The sequence below is a fragment of the Micromonospora sp. NPDC049374 genome, from assembly GCF_040677165.1.
Classification (GTDB): Bacteria; Actinomycetota; Actinomycetes; order Mycobacteriales; family Micromonosporaceae; genus Micromonospora.
The window spans coordinates 181,001-195,058 of sequence record NZ_JBFAQH010000015.1; the positions used below are offsets into that span (position 1 = coordinate 181,001).

The 14,058-nt window shown below is 71.2% G+C and carries 16 protein-coding genes; 9 read left to right on the plus strand and 7 right to left on the minus strand.

Annotation, left to right across the window (positions count from 1 at the left end):
- Positions 1-21: 21 nt before the first annotated feature.
- The gene (locus AB0J93_RS23810; RefSeq protein ID WP_363924527.1) at positions 22-621 is read right to left on the minus strand and encodes a heme-copper oxidase subunit III; all 600 of its coding nucleotides are present in this window, start codon (positions 619-621) and stop codon (positions 22-24) included.
- A gap of 192 nt (positions 622-813) precedes the next feature.
- On the opposite strand from AB0J93_RS23810, the gene AB0J93_RS23815 reads away from it, so the two are divergent.
- The 4 genes from AB0J93_RS23815 (at position 814) to AB0J93_RS23830 (ending at position 3,722) form a co-directional block, all read left to right on the plus strand.
- Positions 814-1,728, plus strand: a complete 915-nt coding sequence (locus AB0J93_RS23815; protein WP_363924563.1) for a cytochrome c oxidase assembly protein — start codon at positions 814-816, stop codon at positions 1,726-1,728.
- Between the two features lie 173 nt (positions 1,729-1,901).
- Complete coding sequence (locus AB0J93_RS23820) at positions 1,902-2,297, plus strand: hypothetical protein (protein ID WP_099850856.1); 396 nt, start codon at positions 1,902-1,904, stop codon at positions 2,295-2,297.
- A gap of 84 nt (positions 2,298-2,381) precedes the next feature.
- Positions 2,382-3,428 (plus strand): anthranilate phosphoribosyltransferase, encoded by a 1,047-nt coding sequence (gene trpD, locus AB0J93_RS23825; RefSeq protein ID WP_363924528.1) that lies wholly within the window; start codon positions 2,382-2,384, stop codon positions 3,426-3,428.
- A 96-nt stretch (positions 3,429-3,524) separates the two neighbouring features.
- Positions 3,525-3,722, plus strand: a complete 198-nt coding sequence (locus tag AB0J93_RS23830) for a hypothetical protein (protein WP_363924529.1) — start codon at positions 3,525-3,527, stop codon at positions 3,720-3,722.
- A gap of 75 nt (positions 3,723-3,797) precedes the next feature.
- On the opposite strand, the gene AB0J93_RS23835 is transcribed toward AB0J93_RS23830, so the two are convergent.
- Complete coding sequence (locus tag AB0J93_RS23835; RefSeq protein WP_363924530.1) at positions 3,798-4,226, minus strand: cytochrome c oxidase subunit 4; 429 nt, start codon at positions 4,224-4,226, stop codon at positions 3,798-3,800.
- 10 nt (positions 4,227-4,236) lie between these two features.
- The gene (gene coxB, locus AB0J93_RS23840) at positions 4,237-5,208 is read right to left on the minus strand and encodes a cytochrome c oxidase subunit II (protein ID WP_363924531.1); all 972 of its coding nucleotides are present in this window, start codon (positions 5,206-5,208) and stop codon (positions 4,237-4,239) included.
- Between the two features lie 193 nt (positions 5,209-5,401).
- Here coxB and AB0J93_RS23845 point away from each other — a divergent pair, with 193 nt between their 5' ends.
- Together AB0J93_RS23845 and AB0J93_RS23850 are read left to right on the plus strand one after the other, a co-directional pair.
- Entirely contained in the window at positions 5,402-6,553 is a 1,152-nt protein-coding gene (locus tag AB0J93_RS23845; RefSeq protein ID WP_363924532.1) for an aminotransferase class V-fold PLP-dependent enzyme, read from the plus strand.
- A gap of 83 nt (positions 6,554-6,636) precedes the next feature.
- On the plus strand, positions 6,637-6,843 hold the full coding sequence (locus AB0J93_RS23850; RefSeq protein WP_363924564.1) for a sulfurtransferase TusA family protein: 207 nt from the start codon (positions 6,637-6,639) through the stop codon (positions 6,841-6,843).
- Between the two features lie 141 nt (positions 6,844-6,984).
- Here AB0J93_RS23850 and AB0J93_RS23855 read toward each other — a convergent pair whose 3' ends face one another.
- The 3 genes from AB0J93_RS23855 to AB0J93_RS23865 all read right to left on the minus strand — a co-directional run bounded on the left by AB0J93_RS23855 (position 6,985) and on the right by AB0J93_RS23865 (position 9,865).
- Positions 6,985-7,962, minus strand: coding sequence for a carbohydrate kinase family protein (locus tag AB0J93_RS23855; protein WP_363924533.1), 978 nt, complete (start codon positions 7,960-7,962; stop codon positions 6,985-6,987).
- Positions 7,963-8,212: 250 nt separating this feature from the next.
- Positions 8,213-8,581 (minus strand): iron-sulfur cluster insertion protein ErpA, encoded by a 369-nt coding sequence (gene erpA / locus AB0J93_RS23860; protein ID WP_013735179.1) that lies wholly within the window; start codon positions 8,579-8,581, stop codon positions 8,213-8,215.
- Positions 8,582-8,725: 144 nt separating this feature from the next.
- Complete coding sequence (locus AB0J93_RS23865) at positions 8,726-9,865, minus strand: glycerate kinase (RefSeq protein WP_363924534.1); 1,140 nt, start codon at positions 9,863-9,865, stop codon at positions 8,726-8,728.
- Positions 9,866-9,933: 68 nt separating this feature from the next.
- Between AB0J93_RS23865 and nadA the strand changes: the two genes are divergently transcribed.
- From nadA to AB0J93_RS23880, 3 genes are all read left to right on the plus strand, one after another.
- Positions 9,934-11,109, plus strand: a complete 1,176-nt coding sequence (nadA, locus tag AB0J93_RS23870; RefSeq protein WP_363924535.1) for a quinolinate synthase NadA — start codon at positions 9,934-9,936, stop codon at positions 11,107-11,109.
- A 226-nt stretch (positions 11,110-11,335) separates the two neighbouring features.
- Positions 11,336-12,691 carry a UDP-N-acetylglucosamine 1-carboxyvinyltransferase gene (gene murA / locus AB0J93_RS23875; RefSeq protein ID WP_363924565.1) on the plus strand — a complete coding sequence of 452 codons (1,356 nt, stop codon included), beginning with the start codon at positions 11,336-11,338 and terminating at the stop codon, positions 12,689-12,691.
- A gap of 77 nt (positions 12,692-12,768) precedes the next feature.
- Positions 12,769-13,374 (plus strand): DUF3043 domain-containing protein, encoded by a 606-nt coding sequence (locus AB0J93_RS23880; RefSeq protein WP_363924536.1) that lies wholly within the window; start codon positions 12,769-12,771, stop codon positions 13,372-13,374.
- Positions 13,375-13,834: 460 nt separating this feature from the next.
- On the opposite strand, the gene AB0J93_RS23885 is transcribed toward AB0J93_RS23880, so the two are convergent.
- The gene (locus AB0J93_RS23885; RefSeq protein ID WP_363924537.1) at positions 13,835-14,023 is read right to left on the minus strand and encodes a hypothetical protein; all 189 of its coding nucleotides are present in this window, start codon (positions 14,021-14,023) and stop codon (positions 13,835-13,837) included.
- Positions 14,024-14,058 lie beyond the last annotated feature (35 nt).

Genomic DNA, 14,058 nt, shown 5'->3' on the forward strand with positions numbered 1-14,058 from the left:
GGCGGCTGGCGCGCGCCAAGATCACTGAAGCCAGTAGATCATGGCGTAGAGCGCGATCCACACGACGTCGACGAAGTGCCAGTAGTACGACACCACGATCGCGGCGGTGGCCTGAGCCGGGGTGAACCGGCCCATGGTGGTGCGGATCATGAAGATCACGAAGGCGATCAGACCCCCGGTGACGTGCAGGCCGTGGAAACCGGTGGTCAGGTAGAACATCGAGCCGTAACCGTCACCGTTGATCTTGACGCCGTGGTGCACCAGCTCGCGGTACTCGTTGAGCTGGCCGAGCACGAAGATCAGACCCATCACGAAGGTGATCGTGAACCAGCGCCGCAGCGCGTGGACGTCACCCTTCTCGGCGGCGAACACGCCGAGCTGGCAGGTCACCGAGGACAACACCAGGATCACCGTGAAGGTGGTCGCGTACGGGATGTTGAGGACCTCGGTGTGCTCCGCCCACTGCTCCGGCGCCGCTGCGCGGATGGAGAAGTACATCGCGAACAGCGCCGCGAAGAACATGAGTTCGCTGGAGAGCCAGACGATCGTCCCGACGCTGACCATGTTGGGACGCGTCAGGGAGTGGATCCGGCTCTTGTCAATGGCTGGGGCCGCAGTCACGCGGTCATTATTGCCGTTCACCACGGCCGGCGATCAGCGGGGGGTGAAACCCGCGCCAGGTGTGGCCCGATCGGTACCGTCCGGTTCGCCTGACCTAGGCTGATTGGTGTGCTGCACGCCGCTCCGATCACCTTGGCCGCTCCGACCGCGCCGCTGCTCGCCACGGCCGCGACCGGGTCGGCCGCGACCGAGGTGACAAGCGTCGGAGCGGTGGCGGCCGAATCGGCTCCGCCGCCGTTCTCCATCACCGCCGTGGTGACCGAGACCCGGCTGGACAGCTGGCTCGCCGTCGGCCTGGTCCTCGCCGCGGGTCTCTACCTCTACGGGGTGTACCGGCTGCGGCTCCGCGGCGACCGCTGGCCGGTCGCCCGGACCATCTTCTTCCTCGGCCCCGGCCTGGGCGGCATCGCCTCGGTTACGGTCAGCGGACTGCACGCGTACGACACCACGCTGCTGTCGGTGCACATGGTGCAGCACATGGTGCTGTCCATGGTCTCGCCGATCTTCCTGGCGCTGGGCGCACCGGTGACCCTGGCCCTGCGTACCCTGCCGACCGGTCCGCGCAAGCGGTTGCTCGCGGTGGTGCACAGCCGGATCGCCCGGATCTACACCTTCCCGCTGGTGGCGTTCGCCATCTTCGTGGTGAACCCGTTCGCGCTCTACTTCACCGACCTGTACCGCTACACACTCGAGCACGCCTGGGCGCACGAGGTGGTGCACGCGCACTTCATCATGACCGGCTGCGTCTTCTTCTGGCCGCTGCTCGGCCTGGATCCGCTGCCGGGACGCTGGCCGTACCCCGGGCGGGCGCTGCTGATGCTGCTGTCGGTGCCGTTCCACACCGTGCTCGGGCTGACGATCATGCAAAGCACCACCCTCTTCGGCGGCGACTGGTACCCCTCGCTCGGGCTCAGCTGGGCCGACCCGTGGGAGGACCAGGTGCTCGCCGGCGGGATCCTGTGGGCCGGCGGCGAGTTCGTCAGCGTGACGATGCTCGCAGTCCTGGTGGTGCAGTGGATGCGCCAGGCCGAGCGGGAGGCCCGCCGGATCGACCGCGAACTGGACCGCCAGGAGGCCCGCCGACGGGCGGCGGAATCGACCGCCTGAGGGCAGCCCGGCGACCGGCCGGGGCGGCGTGTCACGCGCACCACACCGACCGGTACGATCAGCCACGCAGCTACGAAGTGGGAGCCGTTGGAAGCCATGAGCGAGCACAGCGAGCGAAGCAGGCTCAGTGCCATGGTGCCTCAGGACGGCACGAAGCGAAGCGGAGTGTCGGCATGAGCGACCGTCTGTGCACCGTCCTGCTCTACAGCGACGACCCGCAGGTGCGGGACCGGATGCGGCTCGCCGTCGGCACCCGACCCGCGGCCGACCTGCGAGTCGAGTTCGTCGAGGCGTCCACCTACGCCGAGTGCATCCGACTGGTCGACGACTACGAGATCGACCTGATGCTGCTCGACGGTGAGGCCAGCCCCGGCGGCGGCATCGGCATCGCCCGGCAGATCAAGGACGACCGTGACGACGCCCCGCCGACCTGTGTGGTGATCGCCCGCGCCGCCGACCGCTGGCTGGCGTCCTTCGCCGAGGTCGACGCCACCCTCGTGCACCCGCTCGACCCGGTCACCACCGCCGCCACCGTGACCGAGCTGCTGCGCGCGGGCGCACCCGCCTGACGTCCCACTCCGGCACCGCCACGGCGCCGGGCGAGCCGGCGCCGGTCCCGTCCCACCCGCAACCGTCTGCTCGGGAGGCCCGCCATGGGCGATCGGACCTGGCCGCACCTGCTCACCGCGCTGCTGCGCGGCGAGGAACTATCCGCCGCCGACACCGCCTGGGCGATGGGCGAGATCATGTCCGGGTCGGCCGCGCCGGCCCAGATCGCCGGCTTCGCCGTCGCGCTGCGGGCCAAGGGCGAGACCCCGGCGGAGGTGACCGGGCTGGTCGAGGCGATGCTCAGCCGGGCCGTCCCAGTCGAGCTGCCCGAGGAGGTACGCGCCGAGGCGCTCGACGTGGTCGGCACCGGTGGCGACCTCGCGCACACGGTAAACATCTCCACGATGACGGCGCTGGTCGTGGCCGGTGCCGGCGTACGCGTGGTCAAGCACGGCAACCGGGCCGCCTCGTCCTCCTGCGGTACCGCCGACCTGCTGGAGTTCCTCGGCATTCCACTGGATCTCGGGCCCGATCAGGTGGCCCGGTGCGTGGCCGAGGCCGGGATCGGCTTCTGCTTCGCCGCCCGGTTCCACCCCGGCATGCGCCACGCCGGCCCGATCCGCCGGGAGCTGGGGGTGCCGACCGCGTTCAACTTCCTCGGCCCGCTGACCAATCCGGGCCGTCCCCGCTCGGGTGCCGTCGGCTGCTTCGACGCGACGATGGCACCGGTGATGGCGGCCGTCTTCGCGGCCCGGGGCGACTCGGTGCTGGTGATGCGCGGCGAGGACGGGCTGGACGAGTTCACCACCGCCGCCGCGACCCGGTTCTGGATCGCCCAGAACGGGGCCGTCAGGGAGACCGTGGTGGACTCGGTCGACCTTGGCGTACCCCGGGCCACCCTCGCCGACCTGCGCGGTGGCGACGCGGCCCACAACGCCGACGTGGCCCGGCGTCTGCTCGCCGGCGAGCCGGGACCGGTGCGCGACGCCGTCCTGGTCAACGCGGCGGCGGCCCTGGCCACCCAGGGATCCCTGGACGGCGACCTGACCGACGCGCTCCGCGCTGGCCTGGGCCGGGCCGCCGAGTCGATCGACTCCGGCGCGGCCGCCCGCACCCTCGACCGCTGGATCGAGGTCGCCCGCAGCGCCTGACCGGCCCCGCCGTGGCTGTCGGAGGGTCGTGGGAAACTACAACCGAGTAGTTCCGGCGACGTCCAACGACCGGCCGCCGAGCGAAAGGAGAGGTCCGTGTCGGAGCGCGAGCTTTACTGCGACACCTGCGACAGCATCCAGCCGTTCGAGGCACCGCCCTGTGTCGACGGCCACGGCGCCGACTGCCCCGAACGAGCCTGCACCGGCTGCGGCGCGGCGATCATCACAGTCGTCATCAGCCCGCCGCGCCGGTCGACCCGTCGCCGCACGGCGGTCCGACACCGCGCCGCCTGACCGGCCCACCCGCTCGACACCGACGACGAAGAGAGGGCCCGCCCCGGTGGGGCGGGCCCTCTCGCGTTCCGAGGCTCAGTGCTCGGCCGTACGCCGAGTGCCGCTGTAGTACTCGAACAGCAGGCCGCAGGCGGCCAGGATCACGGCCACCGCACCGAGGCCGAGCAGCCAGAACTGCCAGAACACCAGGCCCAGGCCGGCGATCGCGGCGGCCAGGGCGAGCCCGAACGGCCAGTAGCTGCCCGGGCTGAAGAAGCCGATCTCGCCCGCGCCGTCGGCGATCTCGGCGTCCGCCCGGTCCTCCGGGCGCAGGTCGATGCGGCGGGAGACGAACCAGAAGAAGCCGCCGCACATCGCGCAGAGCAGGAACGACAGCAGCAGGGCCACGGTGCCGATCCACTCGACCCGACCGTCCGAGTCGGCCCACGTCCAGCCGCCGTACAGGACGGTCGCGAACAGCAGGAACCCGGCGATGATCAGGAAGATACGCCACTCGGTCTTCATGCCGGTTGCCTCAGCTTCCCGTGCCGGCCGGAGCGGTGTCCGGGTTGAAGTTGCTCTCGGTACGCCGCGTCTCGAACGGCCTCGTGGTGGTCGCGTACGGCTCCTCGCCGATCGACGTCAACGCTTCCTGGGTCGAGGCACCACCCTGCTTGGCGGCGAGGAAGCGGTCGAAGTTCTCCGGCGAGACGACCCGCAGCTCGAAGTTCATGAAGGCGTGGTAGCTGCCGCACAGCTCGGCGCAGCGGCCCACGTAGGCGCCCTCGGTCTCCAGCGAGGAGACCTCGAAGACGTTACGGATGCTGCCGGGCATGACGTCCCGCTTGAACAGCATCTCCGGCACCCAGAACGAGTGGATGACGTCGCGGCTGGTCTCCTCGAACCGGATGGACCGGCCGGTCGGCAGCACCAGGATCGGGATGACCTCGCTGGTGCCGAGCACCGACGCGGTGGTCTCGGCGTCGACGCCCTGGCCGTCGCGGTAGTTGAACTGCCAGTTCCACTTGAAGGCCACGACCTCGACGGTGACGTCGGGGTTGTTGGTGGTCTTCACCACGTCGGTCTGCACCACCGCGGTGTAGTAGAAGAGCACCGAGACGATGAGCACCGGCGCGATGGTGTAGAGGAACTCCATCGGCAGGTTGTAGCGGGTCTGCACCGGCAGCTCGTTGCCGCGCTTGCGGTAGCGCACCACGCACCAGAAGATCAGGCCCCAGACGAAGAAGCCGACCGCGAGTGCCGCGACGCACGAGGCGATCCACAGGTCGTACATCCGCCGGGACTCGGGAGTGATGCCGCCCTGCGGCCACCCGAAGCCCCCGAACGCCGCACCGACGTCACAGCCCGTGAGCAGGACCAGCAGCGCCGCCCCACTGAATCCGAGCCCGGCGAGACGCCCGGCACGACGCCCCCGCCGCCCACCGGCTCGCGGGGATGCGCTGCGCCGTACGGCCGTCGGCCGTACCTCCGAACTCCTTGCGACCACCTGGTCCTGCCTCCCTAGCGCGCCGCGGTGTCCTCGTTTCGGCCGGCTCCGCCGAGCGGAGCCGCCGCACCGGCGGCAAAGGCGTCACCGACGGTCGCAGATTACTCGACCATGACGGGCTGGACCCGGTTGGGGTCGTTGTCCGCACCCGACGGGGGATCTTGTGCCGACCGAGGCGATAGCGTGGGCAGACGTGACTTCCTCCCCCGTCTACCTGGACGCGGCCACCGCCGCGCCGCTGCATCCGGTCGCCCGGCAGGCGCTGCTGGCCGCACTCGACGACGGCTGGGCCGACCCCGACCGGCTCTACTCGCAGGCCCGGCGCGCCCGCCAGTTGCTCGACGCCGCCCGCGAGGCCACGGCCGAGACCCTCGGCGTACGCCCCGACGAGCTGTCCTTCACCGCCAGCGGCACCAACGCCGCACACACCGCAGTGCTCGGTGGGCTGCGCGGCCGTCGACGGGCCGGCCGGGTCCTGGTGCACTCCGCGATCGAACACTCAGCCGTGCTGCACGCCGCCGAACAGCACGTCGCCGGCGGCGGCGCGGCCGTCGAGGTGCCGGTCGACCGTCTCGGCCGGCTGGACCTGGACGCCTGGTCGTCGGCGGTCACCGGTGCCCAGGTGGCGTCGGCCGCGCTGATCGCGGCCAGTCACGAGGTGGGCACCGTACAACCGGTCGAGGCCGCTGCGGCGGCCTGCGCCCGGGCCGGCGTGCCGCTCTACGTCGACGCCGCGCAACTGGTGGGCCGGGTACCGGTGCCGCCCGGCTGGTCGGTGCTGACCGCGAGTGCCCGCAAGTGGGGCGGTCCACCCGGCGTCGGACTGCTCGTGGTGCGCAAGGGCACCCGCTGGGAGTCACCCTGGCCGACCGACGAGCGTGAATCGGGGCGTACGCCCGGCACGTTGAACCTGCCGGCGGTGGTGGCGGCGGCGGCGAGCCTGCGCGCGGCGGCGGCCGACGCGGCAGCCCAGGCGGCGCGGCTGTCCGGGCTGGTGGACCGGATCCGGGCCCGGGTGGCGGCCGAGGTGCCGGACGTGGAGGTGGTCGGCGATCCCGAGCATCGGCTACCGCACCTGGTCACCTTCTCCTGCCTGTACGTCGACGGGGAGGCGCTGCTGCACGCCCTGGACCGGCGGGGCTTCGCCGTCTCGTCGGGCTCGTCCTGCACCTCGTCCACGCTGCGCCCGTCGCATGTGTTGGAGGCGATGGGGGTGCTCTCGCACGGCAACGTCCGGGTCTCGCTGCACGCCGGAAGCACCGAGGCCGACGTGGAACGCTTCCTCACCGAGCTGCCCGGCATCGTCGCCGACCTGCGGAGACAGGCGGGGGTGACGGGGTTGTGAGCGCCACCGACGCCACCGGTGACACACCGGACAGCCCCGCCGGGAACGCATCCAGCGACCCGTCCGGTGAGCTTCCTGACGAGGTGCTCGACTGCCTCGGCCAGCGCTGCCCGCTGCCGGTGATCGCCCTGGCCCGCCGCCTGCCGGAGCTGCCGGTGGGCACGGTGATCCGGGTGCTCGCCGACGACCCGGCGGCCGCGGTCGACATCCCGGCCTGGTGCCGGATGCGCGGCCAGGAGTTCCTCGGCTCCCACCCCGGCCCCACCTACCACATCCGCCGAACCCACTAACCCACCCAGCCCCCAACCCACCCGCGTTGATCATGAGGTTAGCGGCACCGTGGAGATCGAACACTGCCGCCAACCTCATGATCAACACAGACCCCCGACGCCGGCATGCTGCCGCACGTCAGGTCACGCTCGACTTCCGAGTTAGGGGAGCATGTGCGGGCGGATCTCGTCGGCGGCGTGGTCGCCGTAGGACTCGGCGAGGCGCTTGACGAACACGTCGCGGCGCACCTGGTACTCCTGGGTACCGACGGTTTCCAGCACCAGTGTGGCGAGCAGGGAACCGACCTGGGCGGCCCGCTCCAGCCCGACTCCCCAGGACAGCGCGGTGAAGAAGCCGGCGCGGAAGCCGTCGCCGACACCGGTGGGGTCGACCGCCTGGGTCTCCCGGGCGATCGGCACGTGGATCGTCTCGATCTCCCGCCCCGCGATCTCCACCCCGTGCTTGCCCAGCGTGGTGACCCGGATCTTCACCCGGTCGAGCAACTGGTCGTCGGAGAGGCCGGCCTTGCTCTGCAGCAGCGACTTCTCGTAGTCGTTGGTCATCAGGTAGTCGGCGCCGTCGATCAGCGCGACCACGTCCTCGCCGGGCATCCGGGCGAGTTGCTGGGACGGGTCGGCGGCGAACGGGTAGCCACGCTCGCGGCACTCGGCGGAGTGACGCAGCATCGCCTCCGGGTCGTTGGCGCCGACCAGCACCAGGTCCAACCCACCGAGGCGCTTGGCGACCGGGTGCAGCTCGATGTTGCGGGCCTCGCTCATCGCGCCCGCGTAGAACGAGGCGATCTGGCACATGTCGGTGTCGGTGGTGCAGACGAAGCGGGCGGTGTGGGCGATCTCGCTGACGTGCACCGAGTCGCAGTCCACCCCGTGCCGCTCCAGCCAGGAGCGATAGTCGGCGAAGTCGGCACCGACGGCGCCGAGCAGCACCGGCTGGAGGCCGAGCTGCCCCATGCCGAACGCGATGTTTGCCGCCACCCCGCCCCGGCGCAGCACCAGATCGTCCACCAGGAAGGAGAGCGAGACCTTGTGCAGCTGATCGGCGATGAGCTGGTCGGCGAACCGGCCCGGGAAGCTCATCAGGTGGTCGGTGGCGATCGAGCCGGTCACGGCGATCTTCATGGCAACCCTCGGGATCGGCAGCAGAGCCCGATCAGCCTACCGGCAGCACCACCTACGAGCGACCACCCCGCCACACACCCGCCTCCACCGCGGAACCCACCCGTTGATCATGAAGTTGTTGTCATCCGAACCGGCGTGGCGCGACAACAACTTCATGATCGACCGTGGGTATCCGGGTCGGGATGCAGAGACGCGGACGGCGGTACGGCCGCTGGGGCCGTACCGCCGTCCGCGTGATGAGGAACCGGACTCAGCTGAACGAGTCTCCGCAGGCGCAGGAGTTGCCCGCGTTGGGGTTGTCGATCGTGAAGCCCTGGGCGTCGATCCGGTCGGCGAAGTCGATGGTGGCGCCGGCCAGGTAGGGGGCGCTCATCCGGTCGACGACGACCTCGACACCGTCGTAGTCGGTGACGACGTCACCGTCGAGCGAACGCTCGTCGAAGAAGAGCTGGTACCGCAGGCCGGAGCAGCCGCCCGGCTGCACGGCGACCCGGAGCCGCAGGTCGTCGCGGCCCTCCTGCTCAATCAGGGCCTTGACCTTCTGCGCCGCGACGTCGGTGAGGACGACGGACGTGGGGGCCTTGGCCTCGGTCGACTCGGTCTGCGCTGGCGTGGTCACGTGGAATTCTCCCTGCGGCGCGTCGGTGTGGTCCTCCCCTGGCCAACGTCAGCCGCCGGTCAGCGATTCCCACAGTGGTCCAGTTCTTGATTGTAGGCCGCCGGTGGCCGCGCGACCCGGCGGCGTGACCAGGCACTCGCCGGTTCAGCGGCTCCACTGCCGGGCCAGCCGGGCACCGAGCGCCCGCAGCCCCTCCGCCGGGCGCTCCAGCGCGGCGGCCAGCCCGCCGCGCTCCTCGCCGCCGAAGTGCTCCACCAGGCTGTACGTGTCGGTCACTCCGACCGATGCCGCCTCCCGCCGCCCGGCGCTTACCTGGCCGGCGAGCACGACGCAGGGTACGCCCCGGTCACGGGCCGCGCCGGCCACTCCGGCCACCACCTTGCCCCGCAGCGACTGGTGGTCGAACCGGCCTTCCCCGGTGACCACCAGATCAACCTCGTCGAGCACGGTTTCCAGCCCGACGGCCCGGCTGACCAGTCCGATGCCGGACTCGCACCGCCCGCCGAGGGCGAGCAACGCGGCACCGGTGCCGCCGGCAGCGCCGCCACCCGGCAGCGCGCCCAGCCCGCTGGGGCAGCCGGGCAGGTCCCGTTCCAGCACCTCGGCCCAGCGCGCCAGCGCGGCGTCGAGCAGCAGCACGTCGGCCCGGTCGGCGCCCTTCTGCGGGCCGAAGACGTTGCTCGCCCCGTGCAGACCGAGCAGCGGGTTGTCGACGTCGGTGGCCGCGATCAGCCGGGCCTCACGCAACCGGGGCAGACCGTCGAGCTTCGCCGCGGCGGTCAGGGCGGCACCGCCGTACGGCAGGGCCGCGCCGGTGCCGTCCAGACCCACCGCCCCCAGGGCGGCGAGCATTCCCGCGCCGCCGTCGTTGGTCGCCGAGCCACCGAGCCCGACCACCACCGTGCGCGCCCCGGCCTCCACCGCGGCGGCGATCAGCAGACCCAGGCCGTACGACGTGGTGGCCAACGGGTTCCGCTCGGCGGTGTCGAGCAGGTGCAGCCCACAGGCCTGCGCGCTCTCCAGCCACGCGACCGCACCTTCGTCGGTGAGCAGCATCTCACCGGTGGCCGGACGGCCCAGTGGATCGGTCGTCGGCACCGGCACCCGCCGACCGGGCAGCGCCTCGGCGAGCACGTCGAGGAAGCCCGGTCCCCCGTCGGCCAGTGGTCTGACCAGCAGGTCGTCGCCGGGTGCCACCTCCCGCCAGCCGTCGGCCACCGCGGCGGCGACCTGCGGGGCCGGCAGCGTACCGGCGAACTTGTCCGGGCAGAGCAGTACGCGCATGCCTGGCAGTGTGGCAGCCCACACCGGCACGGGCGGCACGACGGTCACGCTGTGGGACCATGGAGGGCGTGACGTCGACCTGGGTTGAGCCCTCCAACACCGCCACTGCGTTGCTGCTCCTCGGCCGCGGCAGCGACCCCGCCACCGAACGTGGCGTGGAGTGTCCGGGTGACCTGCCGGCACCGAGCGACCCCGACCTGGTGGCCCGTGCCACGGCGGCCAAGGCCGCCCTCGGCGACCGGGTCTTCGTGCTGGGTCACCACTACCAGCGCGACGAGGTGATCCAGTTCGCCGACGTGACCGGCGACTCGTTCAAGCTGGCCCGCGAGGCCGCAGCCCGCCCGCAGGCCGAGTTCATCGTCTTCTGCGGTGTGCACTTCATGGCCGAGAGCGCGGACATCCTCACCTCCGACACGCAGCAGGTCGTACTGCCCGACCTGGCCGCCGGCTGTTCGATGGCGGACATGGCCGCGCTGCCGCAGGTGGAGAACGCCTGGGAGGTGCTCACCGAGCTGGGCCTGGCCGAGCGCACCGTCCCGGTCACCTACATGAACTCCTCGGCGGACATCAAGGGTTTCGTCGGGCGCAACGGCGGTGTGGTCTGCACCTCGTCGAACGCGAAGCGGGCCCTGGAGTGGGCGTACCAGCAGGGTGAGAAGGTGCTCTTCCTGCCCGATCAGCACCTGGGCCGCAACACGGCCGTGCTGGAGATGGGCTACTCCCTCGACGACTGTGTCCTGTACGACCCGCACAAGCCGAACGGCGGGCTCAGCGCGGAGCAGCTGCGCGAGGCGAAGATGATCCTCTGGCGCGGGCACTGCTCGGTGCACGGCCGGTTCACGCTGGACAGCGTCAACGACGTGCGGGAGCGGGTGCCGGGCGTCAACGTGCTGGTGCACCCGGAGTGCCGGCACGAGGTGGTGCAGGCCGCCGACCTGGTCGGGTCGACGGAGTACATCATCAGGACCATCGAGGCCGCCCCGGCCGGCTCCGCGTGGGCCGTCGGCACGGAGCTGAACCTGGTCCGGCGGCTCGCGCTGGCCCACCCGGACAAGCAGATCATGTTCCTGGACCGGGCGGTCTGCTACTGCTCGACGATGAACCGGATCGATCTGCCGCACCTGGTCTGGGCGCTGGAGGAGCTGGTCTCCGGTCGGGTGGTCAACCGGATCACGGTCGACCCCGACACCGCGCACCACGCCCGGGTGGCCCTGGACCAGATGCTCGCACTGCCCGGAGCCTGACCTCAACCGGGCGTCACCCTCTGTCACGCTCGCTGTACGCGAAAGTGCCGGATCACCGATAAATGCCCTCCGAGGCGGTGTGACCGGATCCATTCTCATCACGGAGGGCTATGCTGCCGGGCGACGACACACGCGGGCGCGGGCGTTTGGGCGCGACCGCTCCCCGGGTAGCGAACCGGTGGTGTCCATCCATCGAAACGGCAGCACGCACGCGCTGGAGGTTGCGTTGACCGACGACGTCCTGGTCGTACACGGAGGCACGCCGCTGCAAGGGCGGATCCGCGTGCGCGGCGCGAAGAACCTGGTCTCCAAGGCGATGGTCGCCGCGCTGCTCGGCGACAGCCCGAGTCGGCTGTTCGACGTACCGAAGATCCGTGACGTCGAGGTCGTCCGGGGCCTGCTCGGGCTGCACGGCGTCAAGGTCACCGACGGCGACGAGGACGGCGAGCTGGTCTTCGACCCGGCCAACGTGGAGAGCGCCAGCACCGATCAGATCAACGTGCACGCCGGCTCCAGCCGGATCCCGATCCTGTTCTGCGGGCCGCTGCTGCACCGCCTCGGGCACGCCTTCATTCCGGACCTCGGCGGCTGCCACATCGGGCCCCGGCCGATCGACTTCCACCTGCAGGCGCTGCGGGAGTTCGGTGCGACCGTCGACAAGACCCCCGAGGGGCTGCACCTGTCCGCGCCGAACGGGCTGCACGGCACCAAGTTCGCGCTGCCCTACCCGAGTGTGGGCGCGACCGAGCAGGTGCTGCTGACCGCGGTGATGGCCGAGGGCGTCACCGAGCTGCGCAACGCGGCCGTGGAGCCGGAGATCGTCGACCTCATCTGTGTCCTGCAGAAGATGGGCGCGATCATCAAGGTGCACACCGACCGGGTGATCGAGATCCAGGGCGTACCGAAACTGCACGGTTACACCCACCGGCCGATCCCGGACCGGATCGAGGCGGCGAGCTGGGCCGCGGCGGCGCTGGCCACCCGTGGCCACGTCGAGGTGCTCGGCGCGGAGCAGGCCGACATGATGACCTTCCTGAACGTCTTCCGCTCGGTCGGCGGCGAGTACGAGGTGACCGACACCCGTCCGCCTCGGCCCGGACAGCCGGGTCAGGAGGGCGGCATCCGCTTCTGGCACCCGGGCGGCGAACTCCAGGCCACCGCGCTGGAGACCGACGTGCACCCGGGCTTCATGACCGACTGGCAGCAACCGCTGGTGGTGGCCCTGACCCAGGCTCGCGGGCTGTCCATCGTCCACGAGACGGTCTACGAGCAGCGGCTCGGCTACACCGAGGCGCTGAACTCGATGGGTGCGAACATCCAGGTCTACCGGGACTGCCTGGGTGGCACCCCGTGCCGCTTCGGCCGGCGCAACTTCAAGCACTCCGCCGTGATCGCCGGTCCGAGCAAGCTGCACGCCGCCGACCTGGTCATTCCCGACCTGCGGGCGGGCTTCAGCCACCTGATCGCCGCGCTGGCCGCCGAGGGCACCTCCCGGGTCTACGGCGTCGACCTGATCAACCGGGGTTACGAGGACTTCGAGGCCAAGCTCGCCGATCTGGGCGCGCAGGTGGAGCGGCCGTAGTCGGCTCGACGCCGCCCGCCGCGCGTTCGCCGCACCGCGATGTGCACCGGGCGCGCGGCGTTGGCTACCCTTGCCGCGTGCCGTCGCTGTTTCGCCGCAAGTCCGCCGACCTCGCCGATCCCGCCACCGAGCCGCTGACCCCGGCGCAGGAGGAGGCGGCCGAGGCGGCCCGGTCCCGTGCCTACACCCCCGCCAAGGGTCGGGAGACGCCGAAGCGACCTGTCACCGGCCGTCGACCCGCCGGGGCGACGAAGCCGCTGAGCAAGGACGAGGCGAAGGCGCTGCGCCGGCAACAGCGCGCCGAAACGGCCGCGGAGTTCCGGCGTGAGGGCGGTCCCCGCGACCGGGGTCCGGAGCGGCTGCTGGCCCGCAACGTGGTCGACTCCCGGCGTACCGTCGGCACCTGGTTCTTCGGTGGGGCCCTGGTGGTGCTGATCGGCTCGAACCAGGCGATGCCGCCGGTGATCCGGCTGGCCTCCAACCTGCTCTGGGGCGCGCTGGCGCTGGGCGTGGTGGTCGACTCGGTGCTCATCTCACGCAGGATCAAGAAGCTGGTCCGCGAGCGGTTCCCGAAGTCCACCCAGCGGATGGGGTCGCTGTACCTCTACGCGATCATGCGGGCGATCACCTTCCGCAAGCTGCGTACGCCGGAGCCGCGGGTCGCCATCGGCGACCAGATCTGACGGCGACTCCCGGCACGCCCAGCACGGCGTGACCGATCCTCGAACCGAACCGCTTCGCCGTGCTCGCACTGGAGCTGTCTGAGCGAGCCCGCCCGGCACCCGGGCAGCGGCGACGGGCGGCTGACGGTGGGTGCAGCATCGCCGGAAGTCCGATACCGGCATAGGGATAAATGTCCGGATCAGTAGGATAACGTTTGGGTTGACGAGGGTGCCGCAGTGGCGGTGACCGAGCCCGCGCCGCTACCCTCCATGCGCAGCCATTCGGTGCCCGGACGAGCGATTTCGCCGGCCTCCGGGGTGCCCAGCGCGACCATTTCCGACGAGGTGACATCGCCGTGAGCGAGCGGACGCGAGCCGACCACCGGGGCGCGACCGTGAGCGAGCGGGCGCCGGCCCTGGATTCCGGCACGGGCCAGACCGGAAGATTCGACCGTCACGGTTGCGCAGGGCAGGCTCCAACTCACCGTGTCGCGGCCAGGGCCGCGTCCCGGCGACGTCCCGGCCGCAGCGACAGGTCCTGCGGATGAGTCGCGGCTACGCCGACCGGTGGCACGATCCCGCCGAGCCATCCTGGGTCGTCGAGCCGACGAGCGAATGGCAGCCGCAGTTCCCTGGCCAGCGTTATCCAGGTGACATCGGAGTCGAGCACCAGCCGCCTGCCGCACGAGGTCGAGCGAGCGCCGT

Coding starts and splice junctions, on each gene's coding strand:
- AB0J93_RS23820 (WP_099850856.1), top strand. CDS start 1,902: ATGAGCGACCGTCTGTGCACCGTCCTGCTCTACAGCGACGACCCGCAG.
- trpD (WP_363924528.1), top strand. CDS start 2,382: ATGGGCGATCGGACCTGGCCGCACCTGCTCACCGCGCTGCTGCGCGGC.
- AB0J93_RS23835 (WP_363924530.1), bottom strand. CDS start 4,226: ATGAAGACCGAGTGGCGTATCTTCCTGATCATCGCCGGGTTCCTGCTG.
- AB0J93_RS23855 (WP_363924533.1), bottom strand. CDS start 7,962: ATGAAGATCGCCGTGACCGGCTCGATCGCCACCGACCACCTGATGAGC.
- AB0J93_RS23865 (WP_363924534.1), bottom strand. CDS start 9,865: ATGCGCGTACTGCTCTGCCCGGACAAGTTCGCCGGTACGCTGCCGGCC.